At 64.5% G+C, this 15,303-nt stretch carries 15 protein-coding genes; 4 read left to right on the top strand and 11 right to left on the bottom strand.

Annotated features, from left to right (window positions below; genetic code table 11):
- Positions 1–29: 29 nt before the first annotated feature.
- The 4 genes from IPL79_06095 to IPL79_06080 form a co-directional block, all read right to left on the bottom strand.
- The gene (locus IPL79_06095; protein MBK9070557.1) at positions 30–242 is read right to left on the bottom strand and encodes a hypothetical protein; all 213 of its coding nucleotides are present in this window, start codon (positions 240–242) and stop codon (positions 30–32) included.
- 243 nt (positions 243–485) lie between these two features.
- On the bottom strand, positions 486–851 hold the full coding sequence (locus tag IPL79_06090) for a hypothetical protein (GenBank protein ID MBK9070556.1): 366 nt from the start codon (positions 849–851) through the stop codon (positions 486–488).
- A 644-nt stretch (positions 852–1,495) separates the two neighbouring features.
- Positions 1,496–1,966, bottom strand: coding sequence for a hypothetical protein (locus IPL79_06085; protein ID MBK9070555.1), 471 nt, complete (start codon positions 1,964–1,966; stop codon positions 1,496–1,498).
- A 33-nt stretch (positions 1,967–1,999) separates the two neighbouring features.
- Positions 2,000–3,382: an amidohydrolase family protein gene (locus IPL79_06080; protein ID MBK9070554.1), complete on the bottom strand. Its 1,383-nt coding sequence runs from the start codon at positions 3,380–3,382 to the stop codon at positions 2,000–2,002.
- 82 nt (positions 3,383–3,464) lie between these two features.
- Between IPL79_06080 and holA the strand changes: the two genes are divergently transcribed.
- The gene (gene holA, locus IPL79_06075; GenBank protein MBK9070553.1) at positions 3,465–4,463 is read left to right on the top strand and encodes a DNA polymerase III subunit delta; all 999 of its coding nucleotides are present in this window, start codon (positions 3,465–3,467) and stop codon (positions 4,461–4,463) included.
- 36 nt (positions 4,464–4,499) lie between these two features.
- Here the strand turns inward: holA and rpsT are convergent, their stop codons facing one another.
- Positions 4,500–4,754, bottom strand: coding sequence for a 30S ribosomal protein S20 (gene rpsT, locus IPL79_06070; protein MBK9070552.1), 255 nt, complete (start codon positions 4,752–4,754; stop codon positions 4,500–4,502).
- Between the two features lie 384 nt (positions 4,755–5,138).
- Entirely contained in the window at positions 5,139–5,981 is an 843-nt protein-coding gene (gene mazG / locus IPL79_06065; GenBank protein ID MBK9070551.1) for a nucleoside triphosphate pyrophosphohydrolase, read from the bottom strand.
- Positions 5,982–6,031: 50 nt separating this feature from the next.
- On the opposite strand from mazG, the gene IPL79_06060 reads away from it, so the two are divergent.
- Genes IPL79_06060 through ybeY form a run of 3 tightly spaced genes read left to right on the top strand, consistent with a single transcriptional unit; the run spans position 6,032 to position 9,107 of the window.
- Positions 6,032–7,048 (top strand): PhoH family protein, encoded by a 1,017-nt coding sequence (locus IPL79_06060; protein ID MBK9070550.1) that lies wholly within the window; start codon positions 6,032–6,034, stop codon positions 7,046–7,048.
- Between the two features lie 14 nt (positions 7,049–7,062).
- Positions 7,063–8,622 carry a GAF domain-containing protein gene (locus IPL79_06055; protein ID MBK9070549.1) on the top strand — a complete coding sequence of 520 codons (1,560 nt, stop codon included), beginning with the start codon at positions 7,063–7,065 and terminating at the stop codon, positions 8,620–8,622.
- Between the two features lie 5 nt (positions 8,623–8,627).
- The gene (gene ybeY / locus IPL79_06050) at positions 8,628–9,107 is read left to right on the top strand and encodes an rRNA maturation RNase YbeY (GenBank protein ID MBK9070548.1); all 480 of its coding nucleotides are present in this window, start codon (positions 8,628–8,630) and stop codon (positions 9,105–9,107) included.
- Positions 9,108–9,223: 116 nt separating this feature from the next.
- On the opposite strand, the gene hutI is transcribed toward ybeY, so the two are convergent.
- From hutI to hutU, 5 genes are all read right to left on the bottom strand, one after another.
- Positions 9,224–10,477: an imidazolonepropionase gene (gene hutI / locus IPL79_06045; protein ID MBK9070547.1), complete on the bottom strand. Its 1,254-nt coding sequence runs from the start codon at positions 10,475–10,477 to the stop codon at positions 9,224–9,226.
- A gap of 63 nt (positions 10,478–10,540) precedes the next feature.
- Positions 10,541–11,053 (bottom strand): hypothetical protein, encoded by a 513-nt coding sequence (locus IPL79_06040; GenBank protein MBK9070546.1) that lies wholly within the window; start codon positions 11,051–11,053, stop codon positions 10,541–10,543.
- A gap of 227 nt (positions 11,054–11,280) precedes the next feature.
- A complete protein-coding gene (locus tag IPL79_06035; GenBank protein MBK9070545.1) occupies positions 11,281–12,105 on the bottom strand; it encodes a hypothetical protein in 825 nt (274 codons plus the stop codon).
- Positions 12,102–13,517 carry a hypothetical protein gene (locus tag IPL79_06030; protein MBK9070544.1) on the bottom strand — a complete coding sequence of 472 codons (1,416 nt, stop codon included), beginning with the start codon at positions 13,515–13,517 and terminating at the stop codon, positions 12,102–12,104. The genes IPL79_06035 and IPL79_06030 overlap by 4 nt, the downstream gene beginning before the upstream one ends.
- Before the next feature lie 31 nt (positions 13,518–13,548).
- Positions 13,549–15,243, bottom strand: coding sequence for a urocanate hydratase (hutU, locus tag IPL79_06025; GenBank protein ID MBK9070543.1), 1,695 nt, complete (start codon positions 15,241–15,243; stop codon positions 13,549–13,551).
- Positions 15,244–15,303: the final 60 nt, after the last annotated feature.

Raw genomic sequence — 15,303 nt, 5'->3', positions numbered from 1 at the left:
GCCATGATCCCCGCGCTTCAAGCATCAATTCAGCCGCGTCCCCGCCCGGTCAAATTCGGCGAAGTCGCGATCGCCAGGCGGGTTAGCCCCACCGCCTTGGGGCGCTCCATGAGGCCGACGACGCGGCCATGCGGCACGCCCTTGTCGGCGAGTAGCACCACCTGCGTGGTGGCATCTTTCACGGAGGCCGCCTGTAGCATGGCATCGAGCTCGGCATCGGACACGACTTGCTGTCCGATCATGACGGCGCCAGATAGCGCGATGGTAATGGTGATCGACGGGGATAGGAAATTTCAGGCGGAAATAGCGGTGGGTGGTACGAGCCGAGGGGCAGCCAGGTTGCAAGATGCCGGATCACGGGGCTTTAAAGCCTTCAGATGACTGATATTGATTTGCATCTCGATGCGTTCCACCCCCGATGCCTGGCGCGACTACGTGTCCGGGACCGGCGATTTGCACAGCGAAGAATAGCTAACAGCCACGGGTTAGTTTTTCATGCCAAGCGGTCCGCTCGCGCCAAACAAGACCCCAATCGCGTCCCAGCTGGCGTCGAAGGCCGCTCGGTCCTTGTCGATAATACGAAGTTGGTAGCTGTCTTCCACTGCGCATCGACCGCCTGACCAGCGCATCGAGAGGTAACGCTCGTTCATGTGCATCATCAGCGAGCCATCCGTGGGGCGATACGCAACCGGCGCCGTGCCGGCGTGACCGATGAGCGCCGCGTATATTAGATCAAACTTTGCGTTCGGCACGCGCCAGCACACCGCCTCGCTGCAGCTGCCGGTTTCCGCCACGAGTTCGACGCGGTCGAACCGACGGCCGGTCGGCATGGGGTGGGTGCTGGCCAGCATGACTGAGATTGTGAAGTCGGCGGGGCGCGTGGCTGGCAGACTCGGACAGGTGAGTTCAGTAACTGCGGTTGTCGGGGTGGCTCCCGGTGTGGCGGCGACGAGTGCGTCAGTAGGCTCGGCTTCCGGAGCGGCGAGTGCTGGCACCGAGTGTTGTGGCGAGCGCGTCTCGCTCGCGTGCGCAGGTCTTGTCGCGGGCGGGGACGCACCGGCCCCGCCACCGCAACTCGCGGTCAACAGCGAGGCCAGGAGGCTGACGGCTGGCAGGCGCACCCTGTTGGACGTTTGCAACGTTCTCGCCTGCGTTTCAACCATGAGTCGTCATATCCGGCGGCACCGCGCCGCGCCAGGTGAAACAGCACGCACCGAATCTCTTTTGTCCGCACTAGCGCAGCGCGTTATCGCCGACTACATTGGCGAGCATGTCTGAAGGGGGGATGGGGCTAGGAAATTTTAGGCGGAAATCGGGGAGGGTGGCAGCGGCGGAGCCGGGCTGGCGGGGTTCAGAATGCCGACTCCGGGGAGGTTTGAAGCCCTCAGATAGCTAATCGCTACGCTGAAATTTTCTCTTCAACTAAACAAAGATAGCCCTTTTCAATCAAACGCGCCGCGCCGTTAAGCACCGCCCTGGCGCCTTGATGCGCGCCCTAGCTTGCGCTGTCTTGCGCGCCGCCGGTGTGCGACGCGATGGCATCGATGATGCGGCGCTGGTCGGCCTCGCCGGCGAACCAATCGCGAGGATACAAATAAGCCCGTTCGCCGGTTTCAATGACTAGCGTCGGGGCCGCCTTGTTCCATGGCGAGGCATGACGGAGCAGATACGCCGCCGTGAGGGAGCTGGTGGGAAGCGTCGCTTGAGGGCCGCGAGATGAGCGCGCGGGTAGCTGGGTCTGTGCCGGCCCAACCACGAGCGCCGCAGCGCCAGTGGCCGTGGTGTAGATCCACCAAACGGCATGGTATGCGCCCCAGGCGAGCAGGCCGTAGCCCGCCCATTGCCCGAGGGTGTTGGTCTTGATCACGAGAAATGCGCCAAGCGCCAACCCCACCAACGCGGAGATGCCATGGCGCAGCTGCGACGTACTAAGCTTGACGCTAACGGTCTCGGCGGCACTCGACATGAGGGGCAACGTGCCACGAATTCGCGGCAGCGTCTACGGCTGCCAGGTCGCGGTTAGCTCGCTAACCCGGGCGCGAATCTCGGCGAGGTCGACGTTCACCAAGGCGCGGTCCCGAACCACCACGTCGCCGTCGACCACGACGTCCGTGATGGCGCGCGAGGCCAGCGCGTAGACGACGTTCTTGGCCAGTGCCTGCGCCGGCCACAGGCTGGGGTCGCCAAGGTCCACCGCCACCACGTCGCAGCGCATGCCAGGCGTGAGCAGCCCCACTGGCAAACGCAGCACGTTGGCGGCGCGGCGCGTGCCGAGCGCCAAGCATTGCTCGGCGGTCATCGCCTGGCCGTCGGTCGCGGCGACTTTTTGCAAGAGGCCGCACATGCGCATCTCGTCGAACACGCTGACGCGATTATTCGAACAGCCGCCGTCGGTGCCAAGCCCCACTGGCACGCGCAGGCGCAGCAAATGCGGAATATTGGTGATGCCATCGCCGAGAAACATATTGGAGCCGGGGCAGTAAGCTAGGCTGCCACCGCGCGCCGCGAGCAGTTCGCGCTCGCCCTCGTCGAACCAACACGCATGCACGGCAATCATGCGCGCAACGTCGACGTTCATGGCCGCCACCGCGTGCATCGGGCGCTGGCCATAGCGCGCCACCGCGGCGTCGACTTGATAGCTCTCCTCGGCGAGGTGGATGTGCCACGGCACGCCGAGCTCGCCGGCCACCGCGCTGCCCATTTCGATCATGCCCTGCGACGCGCCGTGCAGGCTGTGTGGCGCGACGTGCACCTGCGTGCGCAGGCGTTCGTTATCGTGCCATTGTTTATGCAACGCGCGTGCATTATCTGCGGCCGCGCCAATCGTCTCGCGATAAATCGCGGGTGCACCGTCCCAATCGTAAAAACACCGCGCGAGCACGGCGCGGATGCCGAGCCGCTGTGCCGCGCGCAGCACCGCATCGACGCGCTCGTTGTCGCCGCCATTGATATAAAAGAAATCGCAGACGCTGGTTACTCCGTGCAGCAGCATCTCGCCAAAGGCGAGCAGGGCACCAGTTTCAATGTCTCGCGCCGAGAGCCCCGGCGAAAAGCGATACAGCGCGCGATCGCGCCATTGCAAAAATGGCAGGTCATCGCCAATGCCGCGCAGCAGCGACTGAAAGCTGTGATTGTGCGTATTGACCGTGCCGGGCAGCATGGCCTTGTCGCGCCAGGAAAGGCGCACGGCGTCTACCGCGCGCGGGTCGGCGTCGATTTCGGCGGGCGCGCCTACCGCGACAATCACGCCATCCACCGCCAACAGCGACGTTGGCGCGAGGCGCACGTCGGTCTGCGTGCCATCACTGCCCACGACGCAGGCGTCGGCGTCGATGCGCAAGGTTTGGCCGGGTAGGGCTGTCGTGGCGGCGGCTGCAGGCACGCGGCAAGGGAAGCAAATTCACGGCAGCCGCGCAAGGCGCTAGCGGCCACACCGCGCGCACAGATCCGGTGTATGGTGCGCCATGGCAACGTGGCCGCCGGCCAGCATCATCGTGTCGGACCAGCCGCTGCTTGTGCAGCGCGCACTGGTGGAGGTGCGCGCCTTGGTGCCGACCTCGCTTGCAGGCTTCAACGTCGATGTCGTCGAGGGCAAGCCTACCGCCGCCCGCATCATTGGCCTAGCGCAGACCATGCCCATGATGTCGCCGCTGCGCGTGGTGCTGGTGCGCGATATCACCGCTATGTCCGCCGACGAACTCGCCAAGCTGGCGCCTTATTTCGCCGCACCGGTCGACACCACCGTGCTGGTCGCGGTCGCCACAAAGGTCGACAAGCGACTGAAATTTTGGCAAACGGCCGACAAAAATAAATGGATCATCGAGCTCAAGGCGCCCCGGCAACTGCAGCCTTGGCTAGAAGCCGAGGCGAAGGCGCAGGGTATTGCGCTTGCGCCGCGCACCGCCGCCCGCCTCATCGAAATCATCGGCGACGACTTGGCACGCCTCGCGGGCGTGTTGCAGCAACTGGCGCTCTATGCCGGCCAGGGCGCGGTGACGCCGGCGCATGTCGAGGCCCTCGTCGCGACGACGCGCGAGAGCACCGTCTTTGAGCTAACCGATGCGCTTGGCCAGCGCGACTTGCCCGCCGTACTCGCCGCGCTGCGCGCGCTTGCCGATCAGCGCGAGTCCGCGATTGGCGTGCTCGCCATGGTGACGCGGTTCGCGCGCCAGGTAATTAAGGCACAGGAGCTGCTCGCGCGCGGCGCTCCACGCGGCGACTTCCCCGGTCAGCTAGGCGTGCCGCCCTTTGCCGTCGACAAGCTGGTCGACGCGGCAAAACGTCTGCGTCTGCCGCCCACCGTGATGGTCGAACTCGCAGCCACCGATGCCGCGCTCAAGGGCGGCGACGTCGGCGATGGCTTTATCTCGGCCGGTCAAATGAAGGCGCTCGGTCGCCAAGACGGCGAGGAAGTCGCGTTGTTGCGAATGGCCCGCGCGTTGATGAACGCGCCAGCGCGGTAGGGTTGCGCGGACGGCAAAGCCGCCGTGCGGTAAAGATTACTCGCGGCCGCGAACGGAGAGGCGCGAAACATAGCGCGACGCGGTGTTGCGCTTGAGCAGGCCCTTGGTAACGGCCTTGTCGATGATAGCGATCGCGGCCTTAGTCGCATTGACGGCGTCCGTCGCCTTGTCATCAATGGCGGCGCGCGCGGCTTTAACGGCCGTGCGCAGCGTGCTCATCGCGTTGCGATTGCGGATGCGGTGTTTCTTAGATTGTCGGTCGGCTTTAGCGGCTGAAGCGTGATTGGCCATGGTTTAGTTCTCTCTGGTACGAACGACGAGTCGCCTTGGGGCGGGCTGGCCGTGGGACGCCGTAGGTAGCGCGGCCCAGCCTAGGTGTCAAGCGCAGCTAGTGCCTTGGCACAGGTGTTATGAGCCAGTCTGCGCCGGGATGACGTCCGAGGCCAAGGCGCGAGGAGGGCGTTTGGTGGGTCCAAACAACCGACGAGCAACGCCGGCATTCGGGCGTCAGCCCAAGCAGGGTGGCTCATGTTATCTGTGCCAAGGCACTAGGTCTGGTGGCTAGTCCGGGCGCCATTTGAACGGCTCGCTGTGGATAATCTGCGGCAAACTAGGGGTTCATGTCGCACAATGTCAGACGCCCGTAAGCTGGGAGGTAGATTGCACAAAAAAGGGTCAACGTTTTGACACTTTCTGCGCCGCTTTGGCCTCGTTCCAAAGCGCATCCATTTCCGCCAAATTTGAATCCGCTGGGCGGAGATTTTTCGCTGCCAGCCGATCTTCTATGTATTCAAATCGCTTTGAAAAACGCGTCCCGGCGTCGAGTAGCGCGGTCTCGGCATCGACGTCAAATTTTCGAGCTAAGTTCACAACCGCAAAAAGTAAGTCGCCTATCTCGTGATGAAGTGCCTTGGCATCGGCGGTCACCGCCGCCGCAGCGACTTCGCCGGCCTCTTCGGTGACCTTATCTAATGAGCCGCGCCAGTCAGGCCAATCAAAGCCAACCTTGCTCGCCTTTTTGCTTAGTTTTTGCGCGCGCAGCAGCGCCGGGCCACTTGGCACACCGGCCAACGTACGCGGCGCGTGCGCTGACTCGCCTGGTGCCGCCGTGGCCGCCGGGCCGGCGGTCGCCTTCTCGCGTGCCTTAATGTCGTCCCACTGCGCGAGCACCTCAGCGGGCGTGAGGGCCTGGGCGTCGGCAGCTGCCGCGGTGAACACATGGGGATGGCGGCGCACCAGCTTGTCGCAAATCCCCGCGACCACGCCATCGATGTCAAAGGCGCCGGCGCGTTGGCGCAGCGCGGCCTGAAACACCACCTGCATCAGCAAGTCGCCAAGTTCCTCGCAGTGATTCGTGGCATCGCCTGGTCCCATCGCGTCGAGCACCTCATAGGTTTCCTCGACTAAAAACGGACGCAAGGTTTCGAGCGTTTGCTCGCGATCCCACGGGCAGCCATCTGGCGCCAGCAGGCGGTCCATGATTTCGCATAATCTGCTCAGCGATTGCCCGCGCGTCATGAGCCTGCGTGTATCATGGAGCCGGAACTCGTTCTATGGCCGCCATCTCAATGCGTCGCGAAAAGGTCTCGTTTGCCGACGCCGAGGCGTTGCAGGCGCTGTGCGGCAGCGGCAACGCGCGCCTCAAGCTCATCGAGCGCACGCTCGGGGTGGCGCTCCACATGCGCGGCAACGAAATCACCGTCGAGGCGCCGGCGGACAAGGTCGACGCGATCAAAGACGCGCTTGAGCATTTGTATCGCCTAGCGCTAAAGGGCCAGCCGCTCGCCACCGACGATATTATTCGCGCCTTGGGCAACGTCGGCGGCGTCACCGGCGAGGCAGCGGCGCCGGGGGGCGCAGGTGGCCGCGGCGAGACCATTCTGATTCCGCGGTCAGGGCGACCTATCGTTGCCAAGGGGCCATCGCAGCAGCGCTACGTCGAGCTGGTGCGCGAAAACGACATGGTGTTTGCCACCGGCCCGGCGGGCACCGGCAAGACGTATCTCGCGGTTGCGGTCGCCATTCGCGCCTTGCTCGATCAACACGTACGCCGCGTCGTGTTGACGCGGCCGGCGGTGGAGGCGGGCGAGCGGCTCGGTTTTTTACCGGGCACGCTCGAAGAAAAAGTGAATCCGTACGTGCGGCCACTGCTCGATGCCCTCGGCGACATGCTCGATCCGGAAAAGGCGCAGCGTTTCTTGGCCGACGGCACCATCGAGATCGCGCCGCTGGCGTTTATGCGAGGCCGCACGCTCAACGACAGCTTTGTCATCTTAGATGAGGCGCAAAACACCACGCCCGAACAAATGAAGATGTTCCTTACGCGTCTGGGCTTTGGCTCCAAGGCGGTCGTCACCGGCGACATCACGCAAACCGATTTGCCGCGTGGCCAATTATCCGGTCTGCGCGATGCCTTGCACCTGGTGCGCGATATTCGCGGCATTGGTCATGTGCAGTTTGGCGATGCCGATGTCGTGAGGCATCCACTGGTCGCCTCGCTGATTCGCGCCTATGACGCGCGCGATCGCCAGCGCAGCGAAGAGCGCCACGGGCCGCTGGCGGCAAAGGTACCAGCCAGCGAGTAGGAGAAGGGGCCGTCATGACCGCAAAATCTACCGATAGCTTTGCGACCGTGAAAGCCGTGGCGCACGAGCGCGAGTTGGTGCCGGTGCTGGAGCAAGTGCTGCAGCGGGCGCGCGCCGCGACGTTTGCCGATGCGGGCTCTATTTTTGTCGTGGAGGGCGAGCGCGAGGCGCGCAAGCTGCGCTTTGCGGTGGCGCAAAACGATTCGCGCGAGGTCGCGGTGGCAGGGATGCTGCTGCCCTTGACCGAGACGTCGGTGGTCGGCGCCTGTGCGCTGCGGCAGACCGTGATCGCGATCGACGATCTTTATCAACTGGACGCGCCGGGGCAGGGCAACAATCCGTGGGGCTTTCACCACGATCGTTCGTTTGACACGCGCAACAATTATCAAACGCGCTCGATGCTCGCCGTGCCGATGATCTCGGCGCGCGGCGAAACCATTGGCGTCATTCAGCTCATTAATCGCAAGGCGTCGGGCGTCGACGGCTTGGTTGGTGAGGCCGCATTTAGTCGCGATGTTAGGCCCTTTTCTGCCGATGATATTGCGGTCGCCTCCGCGTTGGCCGACCAGGCGGGGCTCGCGCTCGAGAACACCTTGCTCTATAGCGAGGTCCAGTCGCTGTTTCGCGGCTTTGTCCAGGCCTGCGTCAAGGCGATCGAAGCGCGGGACCCAACCACCTCGGGCCACTCCGAGCGCGTCGCCTTGCTGACGGTCGGCCTGGCTAAGGCCGTGAGCGCGCAAACCACGGGCGCGTTGGCCGAGGTGGAGTTCTCGACCGACATGCTGGTCGAGCTCGAGTACGCCGCGCTCTTGCATGACTTTGGCAAGGTCGGCGTGCGCGAGCACATCTTGACCAAGGCCAAGAAGCTGTTTCCGCATGAGCTGGCGGCGGTCAAGCTCAAGCTGGACCTCTTGCTGCGGCAGTACGAGCTCGACACCCTCAAGCGCCTGTGGCATCAGCGCGATGGCCGCGGCGTCGCCGAAGCGCTGGCTGGCGATGCCGAATTCCGCGAATCCAAGGCCGAGCTGATGCGCATCTGGGAGGCCGTGGTCGCGGCTAATGAGCCAAATCTCTTGCCGCAGGCCGTCGCCGACACCCTGTCGCACCTGGGAAATCGCACCATCTCATTATCTGACGATTCGTCGTTGCCGTTGCTTACGCCGGGCGAGCTCGGCGCGCTCTCCGTGTCCAAAGGGTCGCTCACCGATGCCGAGCGCGACGAGATCAACTCGCATGTCGTGCACTCGTATGAATTCTTAAAGATCATCCCGTGGAGCAAGGCGCTGCGCGGCGTGCCGGCGCTGGCGGTGGGTCATCACGAAAAAATCAACGGCACCGGGTATCCGTTTGGCCTGGTCGGCGACGCGATTCCTGTGGGCTCGCGCATGATGGCGGTGTGCGATATTTTTGATGCACTGACCGCGAGTGACCGCCCGTACAAAAAAGCGGTGCCGCTAGAGAAGGCGCTGGCTATTTTACGCGACGAGGCGACGCGGCAAGCGATCGATCGCGAGTTGTTGTCGGCGTTTGTCGACGGCGAGGTTTGGCGCTGCCTCGGTGGCGGGCAGGGCTAAATCTGGTGATTTCCTTCATCGTCGATGCCAGCGTGCGAACGATGCTGCGCCCCGGCGAAGCGCAGCGGCTGCGGCGAACCTGCGCGCGCATGGTTTCGGCAGCGGCGCTGGCGGCAGCGCAGGGGGCGTGCGAGGCGTCGTTTCGCCTCACCGACGAGGCGACGATTTGGCAGCTCAATCGCGACTATCGCGCCAAGGATAAGCCGACCGACGTCCTCGCCTTCGCCGTGCGCGAGGGAGTTGGCGGCCATCTCGTGGGTGGCGAGCTCGGTGACGTGATCATATGCCTGCCGATTGCCAAGGCGCAGGCCAAGGCGCGCTCGCGCGGCGGCTTTTTGCACGAGGTCGAGCACTTAGCCGCACACGGCCTCTGCCATCTGCTCGGCTACGATCATCCAACCGCGCGCGCCGAGGCCAAGATGAACGCGCGCATGGCGCTGCTCTTGACATCCGCACGTGCCGAAGGTCGCATACGCGCGGCCTAGGATCAGGGTCACTCTTGACCCGAAATTCAACTGCTATTTCAGGTGGTTAACTACCGTACTGCGTGATCACGTTCGAGCAAACGTGACAACGCAGCACCTGGTCTAATATCTTGAAATTAATGGATAATTGGGGGGCGAGAGTGACCCTGGTGTCCGTACAACGTAGGCTTTAGGTCGCCGCAGCGATACGGTACTTCTTCCGGCGATTGGCATGGCCACACGGCGAGGTCGGCGCGGGCGCCCACGGCGAGCGTGCCGCGATCGGCAAGGCCCAGCGCGGCCGCGGCGTGCGCGGTGACGCCAAGCCAGGTCTCGGCGAGTGTTAGTTTAAAGTGGCTCATCGCCAGCCACATGTTGAGAGATAGCGATTGGGTCGGGCTGGTGCCGGGATTGAAGTCGGTGGCAATCGCAAACTTGACGCCGGCGTCGCGCAGCATGGCAACGGGCGGCGGCGCCTGGCCGAGCGCAATGCAGGCGCTTGGCAGCATGACGGCGATGACGCCACGCTCCGCCATCGCGCGCGCGGCGCTAGCGTCTACGTGTTCAAGGTGATCAGCCGAGCGCGCGCCGAGTTCGGCCAGCAGCGCCGCGCCGCCGAGTTCGGCAAATTGCCCGACGTGGCCGCGCACGCCAAGCCCCGCATCGCTCGCCGCGCGCCAGATGCGCTGCGCCTCATCGCACGTGAAGGCGCCCTGGTCGCAATAGACATCGACGCTGGTGGCGAGGCGTTGCCGTGCCACCTCGGGGATGAGCTCATTGCAAAACGCGGCGACATACGCCTCGCGCGCCGATGCGCCTCCGGCCACGACCTCGGGCGGCACGATGTGCGCGAGCAGGGTCGGGACCAACGTCGGCTTGGCCACGGCCGCGGCCTTGGCGATGATGCGCAGCAATCGCAATTCGCCGGCGATGGAGAGATCGTAGCCGCTCTTCACTTCGAGCGTGCCGACGCCACCCGCCCACGCATGGTCAGCGCGGGCGACGAGCGAGGCGAGGAGCAATTCGTCGCTCGCCTGCCGCGTCGCGCGCAGGGTCGCCGCTATGCCGCCGCCAGCCGCGGCAATTTCCGCGTAGCTCGCCCCGGCAGTGCGCCGAGCGAATTCCTCGGCACGCCAGCCGGCGAAGATGGCGTGCGTGTGGCAGTCCACGAGCGCCGGCGTCACCAAGCGGCCCCCAACGTCGATATACTCGACAACCTCGCCACTGCCGCGCAACGCCTCGATTTGAAACGCGGGCGGACACGCCGCCTGCGGGCCGATCCACGCGATGGCGCCGCCCTGCGCAACGATCACTGCGTCGTCAATGAGTTCTAGCTGGCCGCCCGGTGCGAGCCCGGTGAGCGCGCGGGCGCCTTCGATTCTGCGAATCATGCCAGCACTATCGCAGGCGGCCTGCGCGAAGGCAAATCGCTGCCGGCCCTGGGCCAACGCCGTTTACTCGGCGGGCGCGTCGTCGCCAAACAGTTCGGGGCATAGCTCGGCCACCACGGCGCAAGCGGCAGGTTGTGAAAGATCGAGGCCTTCTGACTCGGCGTCGGCGCAGGTAAAGCTCGCGACGTCTTCTAGGATATCGCCATAGCCATTCTGGCAAGCCTGCATCTGGGCGACGGTGGCTTCGCAATCGGCAAAATCGGCGAGTTCTCCGGCCGTTGGCGGCTCACAGGTTTCCAGCTCCACATCGCTGTCAGCGACGCAGTCTGCGAGCGCTTCCTCGGTGCACGCCTCGGCCTCTAGCAAGTTAATGAAGCAGCCGAGCTTCTTGCCGCCTTCGATCTGCGTCGTAGAGAGCTGGTAGCTTTCGCACATCTCGACGATTTCGTCGGCGGTCAGCGACGAGATGGTACGCGAGCCATCGATGCCGTCGCCGTCGTTGTTGCACCCTGCGACCGAGATCGCCGCGCTAAGGATTAGATACGAGAAGGGACTAATTTTAATGTGTTTGATCATCGGGCCAGCGTAAGAGCAACCGGCGTGCCAATTGGCGTGAATGCGCGTCGGGTCGCCGCCTTCATCAAGACCTCAGCGCGGTGTGTCCTGGCGTTAACACGCTGGGTGTGAGGGCTATCGCGTCGTGGCCTATCGGCCTGACATGGAGAGGCGAGTACGCAGCGGGCATTAATTTGAGTTAAGGCGAGTGGCCTTCAACTTAAGCACCAAGCGCCTTTGCGCGCTTGCTAGCGGTCGCCGAATAAATCGGCTTCGCCGGCGGCGTTGAGATCTGCACAGGTAAACCCGGCGTCGACGCGCACCATGGTAAAGGAGTTGCCGTTCTCGTTGAGGACGACGGGCGAGTCCGAATCGAATAGCGAATTCGAAGCGCCGATGGTCACCTGATCGTAGGCGTCGACGTCGACCAGACCCTCGATGCGATTGGTACCGACGGTGTCGGCGACCCACGATGCGACCAGCCGCTGCACGATATAGAGCTTCTGCGCGCCAAGGCCGGTGACTTGCAAGTTCACCGTTATGCCGGGCAGTCCGTCGTTATCTTGGTCTTGCACGCGCGCGTCACTGGCCGTGGTTGGCAGCGCGTCCGTCGCGGGGTTGACCAGCACGGCGCCCTGGATGCTTGGCGGCGGCGTCAAAGTGAGCGCGCCGTCGACGAGCGCGCCGGTGGCGACCTCGCTAGGCATGCTAGCGATGTACGCCGGTATTAGCGACGGCGTGGCGAGCGAACTCGACGACTCAAGCACGATGTCGCAAAGGTCATCCGTGCCGGTGCGGGCGGTGCCATCGGCGGTGACCGTAAGCTTGGAGAATGAAATCGATGTTGTCGTCACCACGCCGACCACGGGCACTTGCGCGTTGGCGGAGTAAATGCGTCGCATCGCCCACGAGCCGATGGCATCGCCGCCGGTTGGATTGTCGGGAATCGGGTTGGTCACGGGCGGCGCGTCAGGCGCAGCCGGCGCGTCATCGGTGGTGCCGCAGGCGGCGGACATGGTGGTCGCTGCCAGCGTGAGCGCGAGAAAAAACTTGGTGGTTTTGATGTGTTTCATGGGGTCACCGTAATGGTTAGCGCTAGGGCGCCGATCCATCCGCCCACGGTATACCCCGGAAAGCCGGGATTGTTGGTCTGAAGACCCGCCGAAGCGGCGATCGGATCGTTGCTAATATCGATGCTATCGGGGTACTCGTCGACCAGGGCCGCTAGGTCTTTGGTTTCGCGGCGATGGCGCACGCGGTGGGCGGCCAGCCCGAGCGAGGCGACCACCTTGCCGCGAGCCATGACGCGGGTGACCGCAGTGCCTATGATCACGCGGTCGGCGTCGGCGTGGTTTTCGCGGCCTACCTGTGCCGGCACCGGGGAGCGAACATAGCGCACGCCGGCGTCGATGGTGCTTCCCAGGGCCTGCGCCGTAGCGTGCGCGCCGAGCTCCCAACTATTGCGAAAGGGGATGAGTGGCGCCTCGCCGTGTTGGTCGCGAAAATCGGCGCCGCGACGCATAACGCCTTCGGCCGCGAACGTGAGGTTGCCTTGCGCATAGCGCAGTCCGAGCGCGCCGCGCAACGGTTGCGAGTCGAGGTCGTAGCGGAGATCTTGCGACGAAAGCGCGATGGGATTGTCGGAGGGGGCCCACAGGCGAATCTGCGTCGCGCCGCGGACTTTTTGCGCGCTGCGCAGGCGCAACGAGCCGAGGACGGCAAGCGACGGCGTAAGGTCGTATTGCGCGCTCGCCACCGGCACCACCGAAGGCGCAAGCGCCAGCGTGGTATTGCTATCGTTGACTGCGGGCTCGAGTGCATTGGGCACATAGACGCTCGCCGTGGGTGCGGCGCCGACAAGCAATTGCGCGCCCAGCCCCAACGACAGCGCCGGCGTGACGGCAAACCCAGCGCCAAACGCGATCACTGAAGTGTTGCGATCGTCTTGCAGCAGCGCCAAGTGCACCGAGTTAGAAAAATACGCCTCGCGCTCGTCGGCATAAAAGGTCGACGGCGCGATTTGCGACGCGATGGGCACCGCGAGCACGACGCCCACGCTGGCCCAGTCAGCAACGCGGCGCACGTTGGTGATGACGAGCATGAGTTCTTCGTCGAGGTTGGTGGTGCGGCTGCCGGTTGGCAAATCCGCGGTGGCGAGCGCCGTCAGTCGAACATTGGGATCGCTCGCCCGCGCGCTATAAATGCTGTCGTCGATGTCATAGCCCGCGGGACGCGCATGGCGCTTCACCAAGTTGCCGCCGCCCGACGCGATAATGCTAATGCTGAGCTGGTCGGCCAGGCGAACCAGCATCGCTGGCGCGTTGAGGGTTGCGCCGCTCGGCGTCGTCGCCGTTGCAATCGGCACTGCCTGCCCAACGTCGCGCGCATCGAGGCCAATTAGGTCGGCGGGGCTAGCGGACAATGGTGATGGCGCCCAGTGTGTGATCGCAGCTGCCGCGACGGTCGATATCAGGAGGCGTTGCATTGGCTGCATATAGGCAGCGGTTTACCACACGTCACCGCCGCAGCGGGATCGCGACGCCCTTGGTGGTGGCGGTGGCAATGGCCTCGTCGTAGCCGGCGTCGGCGTGGCGGATGACGCCCATGCCGGGGTCGCAGGTGAGCACGCGCGACAGGCAGCGATCTTGGCGCTCGGTACCGTCGGCCACGATCACCATGCCGGCGTGCAGCGAGTAACCAATGCCGACGCCGCCGCCGTGGTGAAATGACACCCATGAGGCGCCCGCGGCGGTATTGACCAGCGCGTTGAGAATGGCCCAGTCGGCAATGGCGTCGGAGCCGTCTTTCATCGCCTCGGTTTCGCGGTTGGGTGACGCGACCGAGCCGCAGTCGAGATGGTCGCGGCCAATCACAATGGGTGCCTTGACCTTGCCGGTGCGCACGAGGTCGTTAAATAAAAGCCCCGCCTGCTCGCGCTCGCCATAGCCAAGCCAACAGATACGCGCCGGCAGCCCTTGGAACGCCACGCGCTCCTTGGCAAAGCCAAGCCAGGTCTGCAGGCCGGCGTTGTTTGGCAGCAGCGCGGCGAGCGCGGCATCGGTGACCGCGATGTCGGCAGGATCGCCCGACAGCGCGGCCCAGCGAAACGGCCCGCGGCCTTCGCAAAATTGCGAGCGAATATAAGCGGGGACAAAGCCGGGGTAATCAAAGGCGTTGCTGACGCCGGCGATTTGCGCCTGCGCACGCAAGTTGTTGCCGTAATCAAAGACGTGGGCGCCTTTGGCTTTAAGCGCCAACATCGACGTGACGTGGTTAGCCATGCTCGCGCGGGCGCGGGCGACGTAGTCGGTGGGATTGCTGGTGCGCAGCTCAGCCGCCTCTGCCAGCGTCAATCCCTGCGGAATGTAGCCAACTAGCGGATCGTGCGCCGAGGTCTGATCGGTAACAAGATCCGGCACGACGCCGCGCCTGACGACGTCCGCGAGCACGTCGGCCGCATTGCCGCACAGGCCAATCGAGCGCGCCTCGCCGCGCCCACAATAGGTATCAACCCGGCGCAGCGCGTCGTCGAGCGAGTCGGCGACCTCGTCGAGATAACGCGTCTCAAGGCGGCGCTGGATGCGCCACGGATCAATTTCAATATTGAGGCTCACGCCGCCGGCGAGCGTGACCGCGAGCGGTTGCGCGCCGCCCATGCCGCCAAGCCCCGCGGTGAGCACCCACTTGCCGCGCAGCGTGGCGCCTTCGCCGTAGTGCACCTTCGCCGCCGCCGCGAAGGTTTCATACGTGCCCTGCAAAATCCCTTGCGTGCCGATGTAGATCCACGAGCCCGCGGTCATCTGGCCGTACATGGTGAGGCCCTGCGCCTCGAGCGCGCGAAACGTCTCCCAATTTGCCCAATGCGGCACGAGGTTGGAGTTGGCAATGAGCACGCGCGGCGCTTCGTCGTGAGTGCGAAAAACGCCGACCGCGCGGCCCGATTGCACCAGCAGCGTGTGATCGTTTGGCAGCGCGCGCAGCTCGCGGCTGATAATGTCAAAGTCGCGCCACGAGCGCGCCGCCTTGCCGGTGCCGCCGTAAACCACCAGATCGTCGGGGCGTTCGGCGACGTCGGGATCGAGGTTGTTGTGCAGCATGCGCAGCGCGGCCTCTTGCACCCAGCCTTGGCATGACAGGGCGCTTCCGTGCGCGGCCTTCACCTTGCGCGGCTGGCTATCGAGAAACGCGTCCGGCGGCGTCGGCGTGGTCATCGCAGGTTTATAGCCGACCTGCGGCATGTACGAAAGGAGGCGCCTAAGCGCGGCACGCGA

The sequence above is a fragment of the Myxococcales bacterium genome (genome assembly GCA_016716835.1).
Lineage (GTDB): Bacteria > Myxococcota_A > Polyangia > Haliangiales > Haliangiaceae > JADJUW01.
This window is presented reverse-complemented; position numbering and strand designations above follow the sequence as displayed.